Below are 21,472 nucleotides of genomic sequence, written 5' to 3'. Positions count from 1 at the left end.
AAATAATAATGGAAATAACATCAATTCTTGAGGATCAACGGATAAAATCTCATAATATCTCAGTTGAATTTGAGTTTAAAGAATACTTGGAAATCGCAGACAATATTTTAAATAATAATCCATTTCAGCGACAAAGAGTAAAATCATCTTCATCTGTTTATAGTTTATTAAGGGATGACTTGAAAGTAGGATGTATTATTCCTCCAATTGTGTTGGCTATAACCCAAAAACAATTCCTTATTCCGCAAAATGCAAACAAAAAGGAATTAGCTAAAAGCTTTGAAGCTTTCATTAAGTCTAATACTTCGAACATTCTTATTCTTGATGGATTACAAAGAACATATACGATTATAGACGCAGAAGAGGAGCTATTGCGGAATGTTGACAAAAGTGCAATAAATCATTTTCACCATAATAGACTTAGATGCGAATTTTATCTTGGTATTGATAAAATTGGCATTTTGTATAGAATGCTCACACTGAATACTGGACAAACGCCTATGTCTGTAAGACATCAAATTGAAATTCTTTATTCAGATTACCTAAATCATGCAACTGACGGAATTCGGCTAATAAAAGAAATTGATGAAAAAGGACCACGAAAAAAAGGTGAATATAGTTTTAAAGAGATAATAAACGGCTTTACATCTTATTTGATGAGAGATTACCTCACTTTCGATAAAACTGATATCTTAGGAAACATTAAAAGCCTTGAAAAATTATCAAAGGAGAACAATGATTATGATATTTTTCAAAAATACACCATGTGTTATCACAATCTACAAATAAAATTTCAGGAGTTAGCAGGAAATTGGACTTTTGATGATAGTGAATATGGCCAGTTATCGGGTCCAGCATACGGAAAAAATGCAATATCTATTTTTGATAAGTCACAATCAATGACAGGCTTAGGTGCAGCTATTGGCTTTTTGGTAGACCAAGAACTAATTGATGGGTTTGATGATGTAATTAGCAATATTTCTGAAATTAAATTTACAACGGAAATAAGTTCGTCATTAATTGACCTCTTGTTTAAACTTGATGACATTCGTAAATATGCTCCCAAAATTGGGAACGCGCAAAGAGCATATTTTTATTATTTTTTCAGAGAGCTTTTTAACAAGGCGGGAGACTCATATCTGGTGGTAAATTTAGCTATTGAAAATGCGTTTAAACGTTATCGTCAAAACGCATAATTTGGATATATGCTAAAATTGAAATTGCCGTATTCTGAAAATGAATATTTACTTGATAAAGTAACTTATGAAAAGACTGACAATGGAGGACATTTCCTCTTACAGTCTAATGAGGAAAGAAATATAAACATAAATGTAGATTACAATTTTACGTTATACGACACATACAAGCCAGAAGAATTTGAATGTTTCCCATTCTTATCGCCTTTATATTTCAAAGAAGAAAACATTTTTGAAGTAAAAGTAAATACTAAAATTGGGCGTATCGGTTGGATATTTCCTATACAGTCATTATCGTCTACGGCTCATTCTCATTCAAATAACGAACATTATTTAAAATATGCTTTCGTAGTATTTTACAAATTACTTTTAGGCGAATATTTTAATCATGATATCGTATTTGAAGCTATAGACCCTTCATCGTATTTGAGTATAACAGATATTTATAACAGTGAATTAATTGTTCTATGTACTAGCAAGGCAAAAACTGATAAAATCTTCAAATTCGACATCTCTGATTATATTCCCTTTTTATATTCATCGCATTATTTTCATTGCTCTAATCCTAAAGAGTTGGATTTACTTAGATATGTGTCTACAGCAGAGCAAATTACAAGCTTAACCATTAAACATATTTCGACTCTGCTAAAAGATGAGATTTTTATCAAGTCTTTATTTAGAGATCTATTAAAAGAAAGTAATCATCCACTTGTACAATTTCATTTATTATATCAAATTGTAGAGCTTTTAATTAATAAAGTTTATGATTCTGAAATTGAAAATGTTCTCCTTTCTTCAAAAAGCAGAGAGAAAAAGCCACACGAAATATTAAAAGATATCTCTGTTTTGCAAACAGAAAAATATCGCATAACCAAATTAATCGATTCGTACTTATCAATTCATCCAACATCATCAGCTGAATTAATAGGTTTATGTAAACAAGTGTCTCAATTCTATCCTCAAAAAAATGTCGACGATGAAGATAAAAAGTCTCTTAATCACGCAGGACTGGCATTTTATTTCGTTCGGAATATGGTTGTACATGATTTTAGGACAATAAGTGAAAGGGATAGCAATTATGCAATTTTCAAGCAATTTGTTGTCACGTTTGAAAAATTTATAATAGAGATTATAATAAATTATAAAGATGAAAAGGCAGAATATAATTTACATTCATTAGAATGGTTGAAATATCAACTTCAACAGCAATGAATAAATAAAATGGTAGCTATTAATATGTCAAAGAAGCTTTATTTGTTCTATCGTACATTTCAATCGTTCTAAAAGGTTGTCGTATGTTATTATGTCCGCAATATTCTTATACTTTCTTTTTACAATCTCAAAATCACGTTTTTGTATTGGCGATAGATTATTTTCACGACCCATTATAATTAGTGCACTAGGATTGATGATTTTAATCTCCATGTTCGCAGGAATTGAATCTTTATATTTTAACGTTAATATCTTTTCTCCTTTTTCTCCCCCGCTAGCGCGAGCCTGTGGCTCGTGTTTCATAAAGAACAAAAACCCAAATCGAACAAACGCAACACTGTTGCGTTTAAATTAAATTAGCCTACATTTGCAACACGGTTGCATTTTGTAAAACAGCTGATTTAAATCCGATGACAAACAATAAAACTTTTGACGTAATTATAATTGGCGGCAGCTATGCCGGTTTATCCGCAGCAATGGCATTGGGCCGTTCATTAAGAAAGGTGCTAATCATCGACAGCAATCTGCCCTGCAACAGACAAACACCCCATTCCCACAATTTCATTACTCAAGACGGAGAAACACCTGCGGCCATTGCACAAAAAGCCAAAGCCCAGGTGCTGCAATACGATACTGTACAATTCCACAACGACCTTGCCCTGAGCGGAAAGAAAATACCGGACGGTTTTGAAATCGCCACGGAAAAAGGCGATGTGTTTACTGCTAAAAAGCTCATTTTCGCCACAGGCATTAAAGACATGATGCCCGATATTAAAGGCTTTGCGGAGTGTTGGGGTATTTCGGTAGTGCATTGCCCGTATTGCCACGGCTACGAAAACCGCGGACAAAAAACAGGTATTATGGTCAATGCCGACAGGGGTTTTCATATCGCCTCCTTAGTCAGCAACCTTACCGACAAGGTTACCATGCTGACTTCCGGCAAAGCGGATTTTTACGATCTGCAGATTTCAAAATTCCAGCATCACGGCATTGATATTATTGAAACAGCCATCACGGAAATAGAGCATGAAAACGGCCATGTCAAAAATGTAGTGTTCCATAATGGAGAAAAAATGCGTTTTGATGCTGTTTACGCAAACATTCCGTTTATACAGCATTCTGATATTCCGGTTGCTTTGGGTTGCGAGCTTACCGAACATGGTTATATCAAACTGGATCCTTTTCAGCAAACAAGCGTGGAAGGTGTATATGCCTGCGGCGACAATTCCAATCCGATGCGTTCCGTAGCCTCCGCCGTTTCCGCAGGGAATATGACCGGCGCGATGGTGAATAAGATTCTGACAGATGAAAGTTTTTAGTTGTCGTCGGTGTTTTCTCCAACAAGTTGATATTCAAGGACATTGCTGTTGGTGAAAAACACCAACAGCGGCAGAAAGGCAATACTCACAGCTTAGGAAACCCTGAAAGGGTGAAATACAATAGCGATGGGTGTAAACCCATCGTGAATAGATAGGGTTGTACCCTATCCTTTTTTGTGTCGTCCTTACAGGACTTGTAACACCCCTCCCCAACCTTCCCGCCCGAATTATTGTTATCATTCAAAATAGCGATAATGGACAATAATATCAGCGAGGAAGTAATACAATCGCTCAGGAAAAATAAACTGGTTTACGTAACCTCTGAAGACAAAGGATTTACACGGAAAGAGAAAAACGGGAAATTCATTTATCTGGATATTGGAGGAAAAGAAATAAAATCGGAGGAAATACTGCACCGTATCAGAGCGTTGGTCATTCCTCCCGCCTGGACGGAAGTGTGGATTTGCCCGAAGGAAAACGGCCATATTCAGGTGACGGGCCTCGACGCCAAAGGCCGTAAACAATACCGCTATCACGCTGACTGGCAGAAATTCAGGAACGAAACCAAATTCGATAAATTATACCAGTTCGGCAGGAAGCTGAACAACCTGAGAAAGCAGATTCAGAAAGACCTGAAAAGAAAAAGTATTGATAAACAAAAAGTTACAGCACTTGCTTTAAGTGTTATGGAAAATACTTTTATAAGGGTGGGTAATGCTGCTTACGAAAAGGAAAACGGCTCTTACGGATTGACCACACTTAAAAACAGGCATATCCGTTTTGACCATGGCATCGCTATTTTCAGGTTTGTAGGGAAAAAAGGCGTTAAAAGAATGGTACAGATGCGACATCGTTCGCTTATCAATTTGCTGAAAAAAGTAAAAGACCTGCCCGGCCAGGAGATTTTCCAATATTACGACGCAGACAAAAACCTGCATTCGCTGAACTCTTCCGATATTAATCATTACCTGAAAGAAATCATGAAAGAGGATTTTACATGCAAGGATTTCAGGACCTGGGGCGGTTGTGTTTGTGCATTGCAGCATTTCCTGGAAAGCTCCGGTGAAGAAAACAGCACCAAAAGCCTGCCTGCTTTGATTGATAAAGTTGCCGAAAGGCTTGGCAATACAAGGACGGTTTGTAAGAAATATTACATACACCCGCAATTGTTGCTGCGATACGAAAACGGGGAGATGGGACAATTATTCCCTGCCGGAAGCATTAAAACAGATGATTTCAACGCCGTGGAAAAGGCATTCCTCAATTTCCTGAAAAAGACGGCAGCTTAAAGATACCGGGGTTTATCATTGCAAGGGCTTAAATAAAACGTAAGGATGTTAACCGCAAAGAACGCTAAGAGAATACGCAAAGAACCGCAAAGGACTACATTACTTCTTTGCCTTAGCGGTTCTTTGCGTAATACTTTGTGACCTTTGCGGTAAGTGCTGCAAGCCCATATTTCCATAAATTCAATTAGCGCAGCGCACATGCTTAGGTGACTGAGTTCGCCGAATCAATTACGGTAGTATTTCTATTATTTGATATTAGGCGTTTCCTTTTTCTGCTTTTCATTCTTCTGGATGCTTTTGTTTTCATCTTCCACAACCACACTCTGAACCGTTACAGCATAATCGTTCGGGTAAATCTTGGAACCATATTTAACAGCATAGCATTTGGTAAACTCCGCACCGATATAAAGAATGATAGAAGAATAATACACCCAAATCAGCAATACTACCAGAGAACCTGCCGCGCCGAATGTAGAACCCACTTTGGATTGCGATACATAAAAGGAAATCGCGAATTTCCCTACCAAAAACAAAATGGCTGTTATTAATGCTCCTAAAAACACATCCTTCCATTTTACATTGGCATCGGGCAAGACTTTAAAAATCATTGCGAAAATAAGCGTGCTGACGCCAAGCGTTACAATCAGGTTCAGGATATAAAAAACAACGACTGCCACACCCGGAAATACATTCAGCAACCTATTGTTCAGCATTTCTATAACGCCCGTAACCACTAAGGACACGAGGAGTATAAAGCCCATGCCGACTATCATGGAGAAAGACAAAAATCTGTTCTGAATAATCTTCCATAATCCGTTCTTTGGCTTCGCTTTCAGTCCCCAGATGCTATTGATGGAATCCTGAATAACGCCGAACACGGTTGTCGCACCGACAACCAGCATAATAATGCCGATGGTTGCTGCCATAACGCTCTTATTGCTGATATAGGCATTCGCAATAATTTGCTGTAACTGAACGGCGGTGTCTTTCCCCACAAAATCTTCAAGAATGGCATAAACCTTGCCTTCTATAGCCTCGCGGCCGAGGAACAAGCTGCAAAGAGAGATAATTACCACAAATAACGGCCCCATTGAAAAGACGGTATAATATGCCAAAGCGCCGCTTTGCATGGTTATCTTATCGTTGGAAAAACCGGTGAAAGTATCTTTTAATATTTCCCATGCGTCTTTGAAAAATGTTTTAATGCTCATAGAATCTTGCAGTTATCTTGAAATGGATAACAAAGCCGCTATGGGTAAAGTTCATTTCAAAAGCGGGTCATATCAGGGAAAAGGCACGAAGCCGGGAATTAATGAACTTCATTTATTGAGAATAAAAAAGGCAAGCCTGTGCAGGCTTGCCTCTCGTTGTTATTTATTGTTTTATTATTTCAAATCAAAACGGTCAAGATTCATGACCTTATGCCATGCCGCCACAAAATCTTTTACAAATTTTCCCTGTGAGTCTGTACTACCATAGACCTCGGCAATAGCACGCAACTCAGCGTTGGAACCGAATACAAGATCTGCTCTGGTGGCAGTCCATTTTGGTGCGCCTGTCTTCCGGTCTGTTCCTTCAAATAGTTCTTTATCGTTGGAAGCAGCTTTCCAGGCGGTATTCATATCCAGTAAGTTCACAAAAAAGTCATTGCTTAATTGTCCCGGGCGTTGCGTAAGGACTCCATGCTTTGAACCATCGTAATTGGCATTCAGCGCACGCATTCCGCCAACCAACACTGTCATTTCAGGAGCCGTAAGCGTCAGTAGCTGCGCTTTGTCAATCAATAACGCTTCGGTAGAAACGGCAGATTTTGCTTTGCGGTAATTACGGAAACCGTCCGCAATATGCTCCATGTGTGCAAACGATTCCACATCTGTCTGCTCCTGCGAAGCATCCGTACGACCCGGATTGAAAGGAACTTTAATATGCTGCCCTGCATCATTAGCTGCTTTTTCAACCGCTGCACAACCTGCCAGAACAATCAAATCCGCCATAGAAACTTTATTGCCTCCGGCATCGTTAAATGTTTTCTGAATGCCTTCCAGCGCAGCTATTGTTTTTGAAATAAGCGGCGTATTATTCACCTGCCAGTATTTCTGCGGTGCAAGCATGATACGAGCGCCATTGGCACCGCCACGCTTGTCTGAACCACGGAAGGTAGAAGCCGAAGCCCATGCCGTGGAAACCAATGCGGCAATATCCAGACCTGATGCCAGTACTTTTTCTTTTAATGATTTTATATCTTCTTCATTGATGGCCGTATAAGTTGCTTCAGGAAGCGGATCTTGCCAAACCAATACTTCTTCCGGAACATCGGCACCCAAATACCTGCTGCGTGGCCCCATGTCGCGATGCGTCAACTTGAACCAGGCACGTGCAAAGGCATCTGCAAACTGATCAGGATTTTCAAGGAAACGGCGGGAAATCTTTTCATAAGCAGGGTCGAACCTGAGTGAAAGATCGGTGGTAAGCATGGTAGGCAAATGCTTCTTTGAAGCATCAAAAGCATCCGGAATAATTGCTTCTGCATTTTTAGCTACCCATTGCTGTGCTCCTGCGGGGCTTTTGGTTAATTCCCATTCAAAGCCGAAAAGGTTCTCAAAAAAGTTATTGCTCCATTGCGTAGGCGTTTTGGTCCAGGTTACTTCAAGGCCGCTGGTAATAGTATCGGCGCCTTTACCGCTGCCAAAGGCATTGTTCCAGCCAAAACCTTGTTGTTCTAGGCCTACGGCTTCCGGTTCTTTACCTACATTATCGGCCGATGCGGCTCCATGTGTTTTCCCGAAAGTATGACCGCCCGCAATCAATGCCACGGTTTCTTCATCGTTCATCGCCATCCTGCCGAATGTATCGCGTATATCTTTAGCTGCTGCAATCGGATCGGGATTGCCGTCGGGCCCTTCCGGATTGACGTATATCAAACCCATCTGAACGGCTGCAAGCGGCTGCTCGAGATTGCGGGAATGAATACCGTCATCTCCGTCATCGTCCGAAACCAATACCCCATGCGGTTCTACCACTCCTTCGGAGCCATGTGCGTAACGCAGGTCTCCGCCCAGCCAGGTATCTTCCGCACCCCAGTAAACATCTTCATTCGGCTCCCATACATCTGCACGGCCACCGGCAAATCCAAAGGTTTTAAAGCCCATAGATTCCAACGCTATATTTCCGGCAAGGATCATAAGATCCGCCCATGAAATGTTACGTCCGTATTTTTGTTTGATAGGCCAAAGCAGCCTGCGCGCTTTATCAAGGCTCACATTGTCCGGCCAGCTATTCAATGGTGCAAAACGTTGTTGCCCCTGCCCTGCCCCGCCGCGGCCATCATGCACACGGTAAGTGCCGGCACTGTGCCATGCCATACGTATGAACAAGCCTCCGTAATGCCCGAAGTCGGCAGGCCACCATTCCTGGGAGTCTGTCATCAACGCATGAAGGTCTTGTTTTACCGCCTCAAGGTCCAGGCTTTTGAATGCTTCGGCATAATCAAAATCCTTGTCCATCGGATCGGAAAGGGCTGAATGCTGGCGCAGGATATTTACCCTTAATTGATTTGGCCACCAGTCGCGGTTTTTCATGCCACCGCCTGCAACGTTGTTGTGCATACTGCCGTTATGAAAAGGGCATTTGCTTATATCGCCTTCACGATTTTGGTCTTGCGGGTTATGAGATGTGTTATTTTCCATAAGAAATACATTTTGATTGCTCTTCAAATATATTGAAGTTTGTGAAACTTGCTTGTAAACAATGTATAGACTGTTTCATGTATGGAATAGAGTAATTCAATAACAGGTGTTGTTATAAGTGGAAAAAGACACGGAATAAAAAATAATTTGATTATCCCCATTTAGGAAACAAACTTATTAAATCGTTCAGACCATCCCGTAAGAATGTAATGTTGGTAGCATCATAGAAGGAATTTTATTTCATGACCCTGTAAGGGTCAGATTACCAAAACAAAAATGATAATTAGCACTGTAATATTGTCCTTACAGGACAATATTCAATCAAATAACAAAAGGCTACCGATATTGTATCCCTCCGGGATAAGACCAATCTTGTTTCCTACACGCGGATAGTAAGTTAAAATAATTCCGGTATCTGAAAGCTGCATTTATGAAACAGCCTGAATGCAAAAAACCGTTCCGGAAATCCGGAACGGTTTTTAAATTTATTTGAACGTTGGCAAGTTAAAATAATCGAATTATTTTTTTGCACCGCCACCTGCCGGTTTGCGGCCACCTTGACCACCACCGCCTGCAGGACGCTTAGCACGGCTTGCACCGCCTTTGCCGCCTTTCTTAGCTTCTTCATCATCAAGATCAAGACCACGGGTACGTTCAGTGAATTCCACTTCTTCTTCCTGTTGTTCTTCTTCTTTATTTTGAGCACGCTCTTCGATACCTTCCAGGATTGCAGCAATCAGGTAGTTGGTAACGATAGCGATTGATTTTGTAGCATCGTCATTTGCAGGGATAGAGAAATCTACTTTCGTAGGATCGCTATTGGTATCAACCATTGCAAATGTAGTAATACCAAGACGTTTAGCTTCTGCCAATGCAATGTGTTCGTGGCTGATGTCAACAATGAACAAAGCAGCAGGAGTACGGCCCATTTGAGAGATACCGCCCAATACTTTTTCCATTTTTTGTTTGCTACGATCCAAAGTCAGACGCTCTTTCTTTGTAACGCTGTCCAAAGTACCGTCGTTCAGCATTTTTTCGATGCTCTGCATCTTCTTAACGCTCTTACGGATAGTCTGGAAGTTGGTAAGCATACCACCTAACCAACGTTCAGTAACGAAAGGCATGTTAGCTTTAGCTGCTGCTTCAGAAACGATTTCTTTCGCTTGTTTTTTAGTTGCAACAAACATAATTTTCTTACCGCTTTTTGCGATGGATTTCAATGCTGCTGCTGATTCCTGTAAACCTTCGATGGTTTTATTAAGATCAATAATGTGAATGCCATTCTTTTCGGTAAAGATGTATGGAAGCATTTTCGGATTCCATTTTTTCTTTTGGTGTCCGAAGTGAACGCCTGCTTCAAGCAATTGCTGATGTAATGATTTATTTTCTTCCATTGTTGGAAAATTGAATGAGTTGATAAAATTTGAATAATAAGCTTATCCTCATCCGGCTCATAATGAGTCGGCGGGCATTAACGTTTAGAGAACTGGAAGCTACGACGTGCTTTAGCTTTACCGAATTTCTTACGTTCAACAACACGTGGATCACGACGCAATAAGCCTTGTTTTTTCAACGCTGGACGGAATTCAATGTTTACTTCGCAAAGTGCACGAGCAATTCCTAATTTAATTGCTTCCGCTTGTCCTTTCGGACCACCACCCTGTACGTTTACATTGATATCATATTGATCCAATGCTTCGATAGTTTTAAGTGGCAATTCTACTTGGTTTTGTAAGTAGATAAGCGTGAAGTAGTTTTTATATTCTTTGTCGTTTACCTTAATCTCACCTGTACCTTTGTTAAGATATACGCGAGCTACGGCTTCTTTACGACGGCCAATGGCATTTTTAGATTTTTCCATTTAATTAGAAAGTTAATATGCGCCCCTATAAGGGCTTAGGGGTTAATATTTGAAATCTTTAGGTTTTTGAGCTTGATGTCCGTGTTCTGCACCTTCGTAAACAAATAGTTTTTTGTACATAGCACGACCCAAACGATTTTTAGGCAACATACCTTTTACCGCACGCTCGATTACTGCATTCGGACGACGAGCTACCAAATTTTTAGCAGATTCGTGTTTTTGTCCACCAGGGTAACCTGTTACGTGTTGGTAATCTTTATCTTCCATTTTGTTACCGGTCAAAACGATTTTACCGCTGTTGATAACGATTACATAATCTCCGCAATCAAAGTGTGGAGTATAGTATGGTTTGTTTTTACCACGTAATACCGCGGCAATCTTAGAACTGAAGCGACCCAAAGTTTGGTTGGTAGCATCAGCGACCCACCAGTCACGGCTAACGATTTTTTCGTTAGCTGATTGGGTTCTGTAGCTCAATTGTTTAAGAGACATTGTTATTTGCTTTTTGCTGAATGATTATTCTGAATCCCTTTACGGCAGATGTTTTACAACATGTTTTCGTATTGGGAGCGCAAAAGTAAGCCGACTGTTGAAAACTACCAAACAATTCATTACTTTTTTTTGACGCACCTTTGCAAACAATTGATTTTCAATAACAAATTTGATTAAAAGTTTTAAACAGTTTCAAAAAACACCTTTATTTATCTTCTTATCAATTAATTTAATCCCGGTTTAACACATGAATACAGACCTTCGGCTCCGGATTTTCACAAAAACACTATATAATATGTCAGACAATACAAAAGTAGCCTTCATCACCGGAGGTTCCAAAGGAATAGGGTTCGGAGTAGCGCAATCATTAATAGAGCAAGGTATAAAAGTGGCCATCACGAGCCGCAGCCAAAAACATGTTGACGAAGCTGTAGCTAAACTGAATCATATAAAAGAAGGATATGCTTTAGGTTTTGAAGCAGATGTACGTCAATTGGATGCGCAACAAAAAGCGGTAGATGCCACTATTGCAAAATGGGGACAAATTGATTATGTCATTGCAAATGCCGGGGTAGGTCATTTCGCAAACATCGAAGATATTTCAGTGGAGCAATGGCATGAAACGATTGACATCAATCTTACCGGTGTATTCAATACCGTAAAAGCGACGTTACCTGCTTTGAAAGATACAAAAGGATATCTGATAACGCTTGCGAGTCTTGCCGGGACTAATTTCTTTGCAAATGCAAGTGTGTATAATGCCAGTAAATTTGGTTTGGTGGGATTTACACAAGCTGTAATGCTGGATATCAGAAAATATGGCATCAAGGTTTCTACCATCATGCCGGGATCGGTTGCAACGGAATTTGACAATAACGAAGTGTCCGAAAAAGATGCCTGGAAAATCCAACCGGAAGATATTGGCCAGATAGTAGTGGATTTAATAAAAATGCCTGCAAGGACTTTGCCAAGTAAAGTAGAAGTAAGGCCGAGTATGCCAGCTTAAGAAAATTCGTTTCGTAAATAAAATTCTTAAGGCCATACGCAGAAGCTTTAGTATAGTACTTCTGTGTATGGCCTGTTTTTTTCTGTGCCAGGTATGGTATAAGTAAGGATGGTTATCTATCTGACCAATACGAAATCACCTCTTTTATAATAAGGTTCGTTCAAAAATCTACTTTTGAATTTTAATTCGTAGAAATAAGTGCCGACTTCCGCATCTCCATTTTTATAGAAACCATTCCAGCCACGGTCGAATTCATTAAAAGAGCTATAAACCATTTGGCCCCATCTGTTAAAAATTCTGAGTGAATATTCGGAAGGAACACAGCCTAATGCAATGGAAGGTTTGAAATAATCATTTAAATCATCCCCATTAGGTGTAAAGACAGTAGGAACAGAAACGTGACAGGGGCAATATTGAGCATTAATATGAATGCTGTCTGTCCTGATACAACCATTACTTTCAGATTGCAACCAATAAACACCCGGATTTTCGATTGTAACAGAGGAGCTTTCGCTGTTATCAAACCATAAATACCGGTTTACATCGAGGGCAGTCAATTTAAACGGGAAACGCTGCTCACATATAGTGGTATCTGCAGGAACTATATTATTAACGGGGTTATTGGCGTATACAATAAAGGAGTCAACTCTGAAATTGCAAGGGCCCTGATAATAGACCCAGTACCTACCTGTATCTGTTATCAACTTATCGGAACCAATGGTACCGTCATTCCAGGTATAATCTGAAAAACCCGGTTTTGCCTTAAGCATAAACGGATTAATATGAATCGAATTTTCGCCACAAACAATTGTATCCATATAAACATTTGGGATGGTATCAGATGGTTTGAATGGATAAACGATTTCGCTCGGAAAATTGTCCACGCAAAATGGAGGTAAATCTATCAAGTTGTATTGGCTCTCATTCCAGGGTACATCGGGCTTATTTATTATATTGGAAAGACCGGTATTCTTATATGTGCCGAATAAGCTGTGGTAAGGAGCGGTTATGGATGGAAGATATACAGTGTCTTTAGGTTTATTGAAATAAAGCCTGTTATTGTAAGATTTTAATGATAAAGAGGTGGATATGCCATTTGAAATCGGATTATGTCCGGGGCTTACGTATTGATTGGAATAAACAGCATTGGAATCAGATAACTTATAAAACGTTATAGTACTGTTTATTTTCGGTGGAATTGTATGATTCTCAAATCTTGCACAAATTAAATATCTGCTGTCGGGCGTAAAATCAAAATCCAGTGAGTAGTCATATTTAGGTGTACCGTCAAAATCTACATTTAAAATCTTGAATCCATTTACAATGCCTGTTTCCGCATCAAAACTAAATTTCGAAATCTGATTAACATGATTGTAGAATAATATTTGCTTTCTATCAGGAGAGACCTTCCCTTTAACAGTAGTATTACCGTATATAACAGACAGATCTGCAACCGGAGATTCATAAACTGCAACCGGATTAGGGTTTAAGCCACTGCCATCTATATGATACGTAATTGCTTTAACATTTGAATCATTGATATTAGAAACAAATAGAATAAACCACAAATCACAATTATTGCCGGGAATTGGTACCAACGATAAAACAGATTCTGCCTGGCTCTGCCATAAAATGATATCTTTCATGGATGCGTCAACATCACCTAATCCATTATTCAGGTTCATATCAATGACTGAATATCTTACAGAATTATAATTGGGACGGCTATCGATTAAAGGGGATGAAAAATAGTAGTATCTTTTTGGGTTATTAGGGAATGGTACTATGCTGCTGACTTTATCTCTGAGATATACAAAATCATTCGTCAATGTAAATTCCTGCCAGTCCTCAATGGCATCAAATCCATGCGGCATTAAATTGAAATTTCTATCGTAACAATTATGATTTTTACTTACAAATAACAACTGGCCCGTATTGGGATCCGAAACATTTATACCATAGTCGTTTTGGCCATCGGAATAATAAAACCATGCGTGCGCAAGACCTGTGTTTTCAATACCATAATAGTAAACAGCATCTGTATCTATTCCATAATAAGGTACCGGAAATACGGAAGGAGGATCTGTATTCATATTTACACCATAATCGCCTAATATCCAATTGCTGTTAGCTTTTAAATATTCAGGTGTCTGGTTGTAGTAATGCTGTGCGGAAGCATTATAAAGATTAAATAGGATACAGGCTAAAGTAAAAAAAGTAAAATGAATTTTTTTCATGGTTTTATTGTCATGAGCAATTTACACCTTATGCCGGATATTTACAAAATTAGCTTCGGGTATTATGCTGCGTCATTTGCCGCTTATAACAAACATTCCACCTATATTTTACCGAACACCGACCTCGAAATAAAATATTTCTGCTAAGAAGAGCGATTTTAGAATCTTATAATTTCCTACATTCTAAAATTATCTAAAAATGGAATTAAGTCAGATTTCGTTAATCATCGGGCTGTTGTTTTTTGCCTTTGTACTACCGGCAATGGGCTTATACAAAATGTTTCAAAAAGCGGGAATGCCTGCATGGATAGCGCTCGTACCTGTTTTGAACACCTGGTATATGCTGAAACTTACTCAAAAACCAAAATGGTGGTTTGTTGCGCAATTGATTCCGGTTGCAGGTTATTTGTTTACGATAGGCATATATATTGAGTTTGTACGTTGTTTTGGCAAAATCAAATTTTATCAACAGGCTTTAACGGCTTTCGCTCCTTTTCTTTACTTCATATATATAGGCTTCAATAAGAAAGATCATTTTTCACAACCTGTTGCCTCTGCTCCGCCGCAAGGTGCAAGGAAAATTATTAAAGAGTGGGCAGATGCTGCTATTTTTGCGGTTGTTGCCGCCGTTATTATCCGCACATTTTTCATAGAAGCTTATGTTATACCATCCGGTTCTATGGAAGGCACCTTGCTTACAAACGATTATCTTTTTGTAAGTAAGATGTCCTACGGTGCGCGTCTTCCCATGAGGCCGCTGCAGTTACCATTGGTTCATAATACAATTCCGCTTATTGGCGGCAACTCCTATTCTGATGCTATCAAAACACCTTATCAACGCCTGCCCGGATTTGGTAAAGTACAACGTTATGATATTGTCGTTTTCAACGTGCCTCATAATGATACTGTTATGGCAGACAAACCAAGCAATGATTATTATGCTTTTGTAAAAAGATTTGGCCGTGCCGCTGTCTGGAACCAAAGTAAAATAATAACCAGGCCTGTCGATAAAAAGGAAAATTTTATCAAACGCTGTATGGGCTTACCGGGCGATAAAGTTGAAATAAGAGATGGCATTGTTTACATCAACGGAATAAAGGGTAAAATTTTTCCACATCAAAGAATAGATTATCAAATACAGGCCGGACCCGGTTTCTCCCTTTCACCCGATTATACCGACGAACATCATATTATTTATAAAGGCAGTAATCCACAGATAGGCACTGTTGCAGAAATGGAATATGAAACAGCGATGGAAGTAAGTAAATTGCCGGGTGTAACGGATGTCAGGCCATTTGTTGAAAGCAAGGGCGATATTAAGGGAAGCGGACAATCTGTTTTTCCGCAAAACACAAATTTCTTTCCCTGGAATCAGGACAATTACGGTCCCATATTGATACCACGTAAGGGAATGACCATTTCACTTTCGTCCCGGAATATTGCAATGTATCAAAGAGCTATTCAGGTTTATGAAAAGAACAAATTTGAAGTAAAGGATGGTAAATGTTTCCTTAACGGAAAAGAAGCCAACCAATATACTTTCAAAATGGATTATTACTGGATGATGGGCGACAATCGCCATAATTCCGAAGATTCCCGTTTCTGGGGATTTGTGCCGGAAGATCATATTGTGGGAAAGGCTTCTTTCGTATGGTTAAGTCATGGTGGCAACAGCGATGATGAAAGTCCGGATGCTTACACCATTCAGCCGGGCATGCGCTGGAACCGTATATTAAGAGGTGTAGGTACACTTGAAAAATAAGGGTTTTGAGAATATCCGTGCATTGGTAGCTTTTGTTACGAATGCACGGATATTTATACTTATTTATTATCTTCATAGTCACCTTTATCCTATAAGTCTTTACCATGAATACATTTAAACATTTAGTTCTTACATGCTTTTTATTAGTAAGTTTCTTCAATGTAAATGCTCAGAATATTTATGCACCAATCGGGGCAGAATGGTACAATGAACAATCTCACGGTGTTTTTTATTGTCATGTTACAGGAGATACGGTTATTCAGGGAACTTCCTGCAGAATAATCAAAGAAGAAGCCTTATATAACGTTCCGCCAAATCAACATCCATATTACGATCTCTGGCCAAATACTTTTTATGTCTATGATTCTCCTGATACAGTATTTATTTATAATAATATCTTCCAACGGTTTACACCTGTTTTTGTTTTCAATGTAGCTGCCGGAGATACGATTCATCTTCCACTTACACCTTTACAGGGCTGCAGATTCTTTAATAACGCAATGCTTACAGATTCTCTTTTTCATATTGTTGTTGATTCGGTGGCTATGGTTAATTATAGCGGTAGTACATTTAAAACAGTGTATTCACATATAATTGAAACCAATGCTCATTATCAAAAATGGGCGATCAATAATCAGAATATCTATGCAGAATATTTAGGTAGCCTGACATCCAATATTTTACCTCTTTGCACTAATTGTGGTAGCTGCTTAAGTGAAGAGTTTACAACTGTTCCCGGTGAATTACGCTGCTATCATGACAATGAACATCAGATAAATTTAACCTCGGAAACCTGTGATAATGGAGCAACGGCGGTTACCGATGTTTTAATGACAAATCTCATTCTTGAGATATATCCCAATCCTGCTAATGATATGATTTCCATAACTAACAAAACAGGACATAAAATTACTGGTGTTTCTCTACAAACCATTACCGGGAAACGTTTTGAAATACCTGTTACCAATAATCAGGTTTCATTGAAGCATTTTCCAAATGGCTTTTACTTTATTCGCATTCAAATGAATAATGAATATGTTGTTGCAAAGCCGGTTATAGTAAATCATTAGCTATTTTAATATGGATCAATATTCGTCCGTTTTGCACTTTCTACATAAGCATCGATGGCTTTCAGGTTTCTTTTGAAAACATTCTTCTCATCTGCATTTATATGACGCCCTTTAGGAAAGGAGTAATAAAGGAATTTGCTGGCTGTTACATAATTCTCATCTGTGTAAAATATCGGTTTCCATAAAGGCAGCGAAGCTTCATAAACCCCAATACCATTCTGTGCCTGTAATACGGGCGAATAAACTTCCGGAGGTAAGTAAGTCAGATCGTTTGTTATGGCCCAGTTATATCTTAACTGAAGATATTTTAGATAAGCGATTACCCTGTCCTTGACTTCACTTTTGGATTCCGCCCTGTTTGCTTTTATTCGCCAATGATTAAATTTTTTCTCATAGGGATTGTCTCCTTCACCCAATGACAGCGCTTTTTTGAAGGTAACGCTTCCATAAGCATCGACATCTAAAGGCAGGTTATTTATATTGATCCGGTTAATAATATTACGTTCACCATTAATAATAATGGTTAATTCGTCAGACTTGTTATCGACCCGATAACTTCCGAAAATGATAGTATCGCTTTCTAATAAAGTGTATTGGTTGTCTTTAAAAAAGAACAATGATTCCCGGCCATCGTCTGATGTCCAGATACCTTGTAGTTTTTGTTTATTAGTGGTTGCGACATTGTAAGCAATCCCTATTATTATCGCTAATGTTACAAGAAGGGAAAAACCTCCGAAAACTATGCTTGGAACATAATAATAAAGTGGTTTTCTCTTTGCAGAATAGATGCGCCTTGCTTCGGCAAATTCTTTGGAGGAAGGATGGATGTCTGATAATGCACCGCAGCTGACGCATTCCACATAACCACGTTTTCCCCAGGCCCACCAGGTTACTGGCCCGGTCATAAATGCTTTGCAATAGATAATAAGTTTATTCTCAAAGTTACTGCCACATGACAGGCAAGGTTGATTTAAAAGGAAGTCTTCATGGTAAATTTTGTCAACAACTCCAAAGGGCATAGTCGTATAGGGATTTAATTTATGCGCAATGATACAAAAAGTAGCAGAATTTACTTTCACCGACAATAACCTGTCTTTCACCTTTTTATTTAAAAACCTTTTGTTAAATACCAAAACTGTTCCGTAATTCGTTCTACTTTAGCATTTCACAAAAAAAGGATTTCTATATTCTGTAACTTTACTTTATTATTCTTGTTTAATCTTAAATAAAAGGTCTGCTCAGGCCTCACAATAAAGTAAAAACGTATATATGCAAGCAGAAATCCTATGGGTTGACGATGAAATCGAATCGTTGAAATCTCAAATCCTGTTCCTTAAAAATAAAGGTTACGAAATAATCCCTTTTACCAATGGTTACGATGCGCTCGAGCATCTGAAAGCCAACCCTGCTGCTGACCTCGTATTGTTAGACGAAAGTATGCCCGGTATGACAGGACTCGAAACTTTAGCTCAGATTAAAGAAACCTACCCTACTGTTCCTGTAGTAATGGTTACCAAAAATGAAGCTGAAAACATTATGGAGGAAGCCATCGGTTCGCAGATAACAGATTACCTTATCAAACCGGTGAACCCGAATCAGGTATTGCTTTCCATAAAAAAAATACTGGATGGCAAGCGTTTGGTTTCCGAAAAAACAACGTTGGAATATCAGAAAGACTTCAGGAATCTTTTCATGGCTCTGAATAATAATCCGAGCGTGGAAGAATGGAAGGAACTGTATAAAAAACTGGTTTACTGGGAAGTTGAGATGGCAAAAAGTGACAGTCCTGAAATGCAGGAAGTTTTCAATACACAAAAGCAGGAAGCTAATACCGAGTTTTTTAAATTCGTTTCGCGTTATTATACCGACTGGATTCAGGAGAAGAAAAGCGATACGCCTATCATGTCGCATACTTTGTTCGAAAAACGTATAGCGCCGCAGATAAAGAAAGGTAAACCTACATTTATGGTATTGATTGACAACCTTCGTTATGACCAATGGAAATCAATCGAACCGATTATTACACAATTTTTCAGGGTGCAGGAAGAGGAAATGTTTTACAGCATTTTGCCCACCTCTACCCAATACAGCCGTAATGCTATTTTCTCAGGTTTATTGCCGGTTGAAATTGAAAAGACTTACCCGCTTGAATGGAAAAATGATGATGAGCAAGGTGGAAAAAATCTTTATGAAAAACAGTTTTTAGGTGATCATCTGAGACACCTGAAAATGGGAAATATTAAATGGGATTACCTGAAAATTACCAATAATGAAGATGGCAAAAATATGGAAGACAATATCCATAATTATTTGCGGAATGACCTTACGGTAATCGTTTATAATTTCGTCGATATGCTTTCGCATGCACGTACAGAAATGGAAGTGCTGAAAGAATTGGCGGGCGATGAGGTTTCCTATCGTTCCTTGACCGTAAGCTGGTTTGAACACTCTCCTTTATACCGTGCTTTAAAGAAAATTGCAGATAAAGACATCCAATTAATTATTACTACCGACCACGGTACAATGAGAGTGAAGACACCGAGCAAATGTGTAGGTGACAAAACAACTACAACCAATCTTCGTTACAAACACGGACGTAATATCCAATACGAAGAAAAGGATGTGTTTGCCATTACCAATCCACATGAAGCAGGTTTGCCACAACCAAATGTAAACTCAAAATACATTTTTGCAAAAGGCGATGTATTTCTTTGTTACCCAAATAATTATAATCATTACGTAAACTATTACAGAAACACATTCCAACATGGTGGTGTTTCACTGGAAGAAGTAATTGTGCCTTTGATCAGGTTGACAAGTAAGTAGCAATAAAGCGTTTCATAATTACAAAGGAGAGGAATTTGTTCCTCTCCTTTGTGTTTTAATAAACTGCTTCTGTCTGCTATGCTATTTCCAGCCGCCGCCTAAACCTCTGTAAACATCAACTACAGCATTAAACTGTGCTTTCTTGGTTTCTATCAATTCCAGCTTGGATTCCAAAGCATCTCTTTGTGTCATCAGCACTTCAAAATAATCAGCCCTTGCAGATGCAAAAAGGTCATTTGCTATGCTGATAGATTGGGTGAGCGCATCTACCTGGCGTGATTTCAGCCCGTAGCTTTTATCAAGGTTTTCTATATTTGAAAGCTGATTGTAAACCTCGATATAAGCATTAAGGATGGTACGTTCATAATTATAAACCGCCTGTAATTGTCTTGCATTGGCAGTATTATATTCTGCTTTAATGGCGCTGCGGTTAATAAGCGGTCCTGCCAGATCACCGACAAGCGAAGCCAGCACTGATTCAGGGAATTTTACCAGATAAGATGGGCTAAACGCCTGAAGTCCTATCGCAGCAGAAATATTCAATGAAGGATAAAACTCTGCGCGTGCAACTTTCACATCAAGCTTAGCCGCAATAAGGTCTTGCTCCGCCTGTTTGATATCAGGACGATTGGCCAACAATTGCGATGGAATACCCGAGCTTACGCCCATTGGTTGCAAAGTCAGGAAGTTGCTTTTGTCTCTTAATATTTCCTGCGGGAAACGGCCCAACAGAAAATTAATTCTGTTTTCCGTTTCCTTTATGTTTTGCCTGATGTCGAATTCAAGGCTTTGTGATTTTAATACTTCAGCCTGGAATTTCTGAACAGCAAGCTCGGTTTCTCTTGCGGCTTCTTTCTGGATTTTTACAATCTCAAGCGCATTATTTTGCAAGCTGATGTTTTGCTGAACAATTGATAATTGATTATCCAGAGCAAGTAATTCATAATAAGAGTTTGCAACTTCCGCTATCAGATTTGTCAATACAAAATTCTTGCCTTCAACAGTTGATAGGTAACGGCTTACGGCAGCCTTCTTGGAATTACGCAGCTTTTTCCAGATATCTACTTCCCATTCTGCTGTCGCCGCAACACTCATATCGGGCAACCAGTCAGGCACCGGTTTTCCGGGAGCGATTTCAGTGGAGGCATCACCGGCACCCTGGCTGGTGTACCTGCCTACTTTTTCAATTCCGCCACCGGCACCTAAACGCACTGTCGGCAATATGGCACCTTTCTTCATCCTTACATCATTACGCGCAATTTCAATTTCCTGCAACGTAATCATTAATTCCTGATTGTTATTCAATGCAGTATCAATGAGATTCTGCAAATAAGGATCGGTAAAAAATTCACGCCAGGGAAGGCTTGCTGCATTAGTTGTATCCTGATTATTAATGTATGATACAGGTACTGACCTGTTTTCATCCCGTTGAATGACTTTAGGTATGTTACAACCTGCAATGCCTGTTACGATCGCAAGCAGGCAAATGCATATATAGTTTCTATTCTTTTGCATG

17 protein-coding genes are annotated in these 21,472 nt (G+C 39.1%); 8 read left to right on the top strand and 9 right to left on the bottom strand.

Translation table 11 applies throughout. From position 1 onward, the window contains the following. Positions 1-8: 8 nt before the first annotated feature. Positions 9-1,196, top strand: a complete 1,188-nt coding sequence (locus tag F0919_RS16555) for a hypothetical protein (RefSeq protein ID WP_150033903.1) — start codon at positions 9-11, stop codon at positions 1,194-1,196. Between the two features lie 9 nt (positions 1,197-1,205). Then, positions 1,206-2,408 carry a hypothetical protein gene (locus tag F0919_RS16550; RefSeq protein ID WP_150033902.1) on the top strand — a complete coding sequence of 401 codons (1,203 nt, stop codon included), beginning with the start codon at positions 1,206-1,208 and terminating at the stop codon, positions 2,406-2,408. A gap of 27 nt (positions 2,409-2,435) precedes the next feature. Here the strand turns inward: F0919_RS16550 and F0919_RS18865 are convergent, their stop codons facing one another. Then, on the bottom strand, positions 2,436-2,711 hold the full coding sequence (locus tag F0919_RS18865) for a Shedu anti-phage system protein SduA domain-containing protein (protein WP_150033901.1): 276 nt from the start codon (positions 2,709-2,711) through the stop codon (positions 2,436-2,438). Between the two features lie 107 nt (positions 2,712-2,818). On the opposite strand from F0919_RS18865, the gene F0919_RS16540 reads away from it, so the two are divergent. Together F0919_RS16540 and F0919_RS16535 are read left to right on the top strand one after the other, a co-directional pair. Then, positions 2,819-3,727, top strand: a complete 909-nt coding sequence (locus tag F0919_RS16540; RefSeq protein ID WP_150033900.1) for an NAD(P)/FAD-dependent oxidoreductase — start codon at positions 2,819-2,821, stop codon at positions 3,725-3,727. Positions 3,728-3,981: 254 nt separating this feature from the next. Beyond that, a complete protein-coding gene (locus F0919_RS16535) occupies positions 3,982-5,016 on the top strand; it encodes a DNA topoisomerase IB (protein WP_150033899.1) in 1,035 nt (344 codons plus the stop codon). 245 nt (positions 5,017-5,261) lie between these two features. On the opposite strand, the gene F0919_RS16530 is transcribed toward F0919_RS16535, so the two are convergent. From F0919_RS16530 to rplM, 5 genes are all read right to left on the bottom strand, one after another. Continuing rightward, positions 5,262-6,227 carry a YihY/virulence factor BrkB family protein gene (locus tag F0919_RS16530; protein ID WP_150033898.1) on the bottom strand — a complete coding sequence of 322 codons (966 nt, stop codon included), beginning with the start codon at positions 6,225-6,227 and terminating at the stop codon, positions 5,262-5,264. Positions 6,228-6,401: 174 nt separating this feature from the next. After that, a complete protein-coding gene (katG, locus tag F0919_RS16525; RefSeq protein ID WP_150033897.1) occupies positions 6,402-8,702 on the bottom strand; it encodes a catalase/peroxidase HPI in 2,301 nt (766 codons plus the stop codon). 518 nt (positions 8,703-9,220) lie between these two features. Further along, on the bottom strand, positions 9,221-10,096 hold the full coding sequence (rpsB, locus tag F0919_RS16520) for a 30S ribosomal protein S2 (RefSeq protein WP_150033896.1): 876 nt from the start codon (positions 10,094-10,096) through the stop codon (positions 9,221-9,223). Between the two features lie 77 nt (positions 10,097-10,173). Beyond that, positions 10,174-10,563 carry a 30S ribosomal protein S9 gene (gene rpsI, locus F0919_RS16515; RefSeq protein WP_150033895.1) on the bottom strand — a complete coding sequence of 130 codons (390 nt, stop codon included), beginning with the start codon at positions 10,561-10,563 and terminating at the stop codon, positions 10,174-10,176. Between the two features lie 42 nt (positions 10,564-10,605). Then, complete coding sequence (gene rplM / locus F0919_RS16510; RefSeq protein ID WP_317132543.1) at positions 10,606-11,040, bottom strand: 50S ribosomal protein L13; 435 nt, start codon at positions 11,038-11,040, stop codon at positions 10,606-10,608. A gap of 310 nt (positions 11,041-11,350) precedes the next feature. On the opposite strand from rplM, the gene F0919_RS16505 reads away from it, so the two are divergent. After that, complete coding sequence (locus F0919_RS16505; RefSeq protein ID WP_150033893.1) at positions 11,351-12,061, top strand: SDR family oxidoreductase; 711 nt, start codon at positions 11,351-11,353, stop codon at positions 12,059-12,061. Positions 12,062-12,177: 116 nt separating this feature from the next. On the opposite strand, the gene F0919_RS16500 is transcribed toward F0919_RS16505, so the two are convergent. Then, positions 12,178-14,298: a T9SS type B sorting domain-containing protein gene (locus tag F0919_RS16500; RefSeq protein WP_150033892.1), complete on the bottom strand. Its 2,121-nt coding sequence runs from the start codon at positions 14,296-14,298 to the stop codon at positions 12,178-12,180. Between the two features lie 199 nt (positions 14,299-14,497). Here F0919_RS16500 and lepB point away from each other — a divergent pair, with 199 nt between their 5' ends. Together lepB and F0919_RS16490 are read left to right on the top strand one after the other, a co-directional pair. After that, positions 14,498-16,060, top strand: coding sequence for a signal peptidase I (lepB, locus tag F0919_RS16495; RefSeq protein ID WP_235903536.1), 1,563 nt, complete (start codon positions 14,498-14,500; stop codon positions 16,058-16,060). Between the two features lie 104 nt (positions 16,061-16,164). Further along, on the top strand, positions 16,165-17,130 hold the full coding sequence (locus F0919_RS16490; RefSeq protein ID WP_150033891.1) for a T9SS type A sorting domain-containing protein: 966 nt from the start codon (positions 16,165-16,167) through the stop codon (positions 17,128-17,130). A gap of 5 nt (positions 17,131-17,135) precedes the next feature. Here F0919_RS16490 and F0919_RS16485 read toward each other — a convergent pair whose 3' ends face one another. Further along, positions 17,136-18,035 (bottom strand): hypothetical protein, encoded by a 900-nt coding sequence (locus tag F0919_RS16485; RefSeq protein WP_150033890.1) that lies wholly within the window; start codon positions 18,033-18,035, stop codon positions 17,136-17,138. 364 nt (positions 18,036-18,399) lie between these two features. Here F0919_RS16485 and porX point away from each other — a divergent pair, with 364 nt between their 5' ends. After that, the gene (gene porX, locus F0919_RS16480) at positions 18,400-19,956 is read left to right on the top strand and encodes a T9SS response regulator signal transducer PorX (RefSeq protein WP_150033889.1); all 1,557 of its coding nucleotides are present in this window, start codon (positions 18,400-18,402) and stop codon (positions 19,954-19,956) included. Positions 19,957-20,037: 81 nt separating this feature from the next. Here the strand turns inward: porX and F0919_RS16475 are convergent, their stop codons facing one another. Continuing rightward, the gene (locus F0919_RS16475) at positions 20,038-21,471 is read right to left on the bottom strand and encodes a TolC family protein (RefSeq protein WP_150033888.1); all 1,434 of its coding nucleotides are present in this window, start codon (positions 21,469-21,471) and stop codon (positions 20,038-20,040) included. Position 21,472 lies beyond the last annotated feature (1 nt).

Origin of the sequence: Taibaiella lutea, from assembly GCF_008629695.1 — a bacterium.
Taxonomy (GTDB): Bacteria; Bacteroidota; Bacteroidia; order Chitinophagales; family Chitinophagaceae; genus Taibaiella; species Taibaiella lutea.
The sequence above is the reverse complement of the archived record's forward strand: the minus strand, read 5'-3'. Positions and strand labels throughout refer to the sequence as shown.

Bases quoted from the DNA above. Each gene is read 5' to 3' on its own strand.
- F0919_RS16555 (WP_150033903.1), top strand. From the start codon at position 9: ATGGAAATAACATCAATTCTTGAGGATCAACGGATAAAATCTCATAAT.
- F0919_RS16550 (WP_150033902.1), top strand. From the start codon at position 1,206: ATGCTAAAATTGAAATTGCCGTATTCTGAAAATGAATATTTACTTGAT.
- F0919_RS18865 (WP_150033901.1), bottom strand. From the start codon at position 2,711: ATGAAACACGAGCCACAGGCTCGCGCTAGCGGGGGAGAAAAAGGAGAA.
- F0919_RS16540 (WP_150033900.1), top strand. From the start codon at position 2,819: ATGACAAACAATAAAACTTTTGACGTAATTATAATTGGCGGCAGCTAT.
- F0919_RS16535 (WP_150033899.1), top strand. From the start codon at position 3,982: ATGGACAATAATATCAGCGAGGAAGTAATACAATCGCTCAGGAAAAAT.
- F0919_RS16530 (WP_150033898.1), bottom strand. From the start codon at position 6,227: ATGAGCATTAAAACATTTTTCAAAGACGCATGGGAAATATTAAAAGAT.
- katG (WP_150033897.1), bottom strand. From the start codon at position 8,702: ATGGAAAATAACACATCTCATAACCCGCAAGACCAAAATCGTGAAGGC.
- rpsB (WP_150033896.1), bottom strand. From the start codon at position 10,096: ATGGAAGAAAATAAATCATTACATCAGCAATTGCTTGAAGCAGGCGTT.
- rpsI (WP_150033895.1), bottom strand. From the start codon at position 10,563: ATGGAAAAATCTAAAAATGCCATTGGCCGTCGTAAAGAAGCCGTAGCT.
- F0919_RS16505 (WP_150033893.1), top strand. From the start codon at position 11,351: ATGTCAGACAATACAAAAGTAGCCTTCATCACCGGAGGTTCCAAAGGA.
- F0919_RS16500 (WP_150033892.1), bottom strand. From the start codon at position 14,298: ATGAAAAAAATTCATTTTACTTTTTTTACTTTAGCCTGTATCCTATTT.
- lepB (WP_235903536.1), top strand. From the start codon at position 14,498: ATGGAATTAAGTCAGATTTCGTTAATCATCGGGCTGTTGTTTTTTGCC.
- F0919_RS16490 (WP_150033891.1), top strand. From the start codon at position 16,165: ATGAATACATTTAAACATTTAGTTCTTACATGCTTTTTATTAGTAAGT.
- F0919_RS16485 (WP_150033890.1), bottom strand. From the start codon at position 18,035: ATGACCGGGCCAGTAACCTGGTGGGCCTGGGGAAAACGTGGTTATGTG.
- porX (WP_150033889.1), top strand. From the start codon at position 18,400: ATGCAAGCAGAAATCCTATGGGTTGACGATGAAATCGAATCGTTGAAA.
- F0919_RS16475 (WP_150033888.1), bottom strand. From the start codon at position 21,471: ATGCAAAAGAATAGAAACTATATATGCATTTGCCTGCTTGCGATCGTA.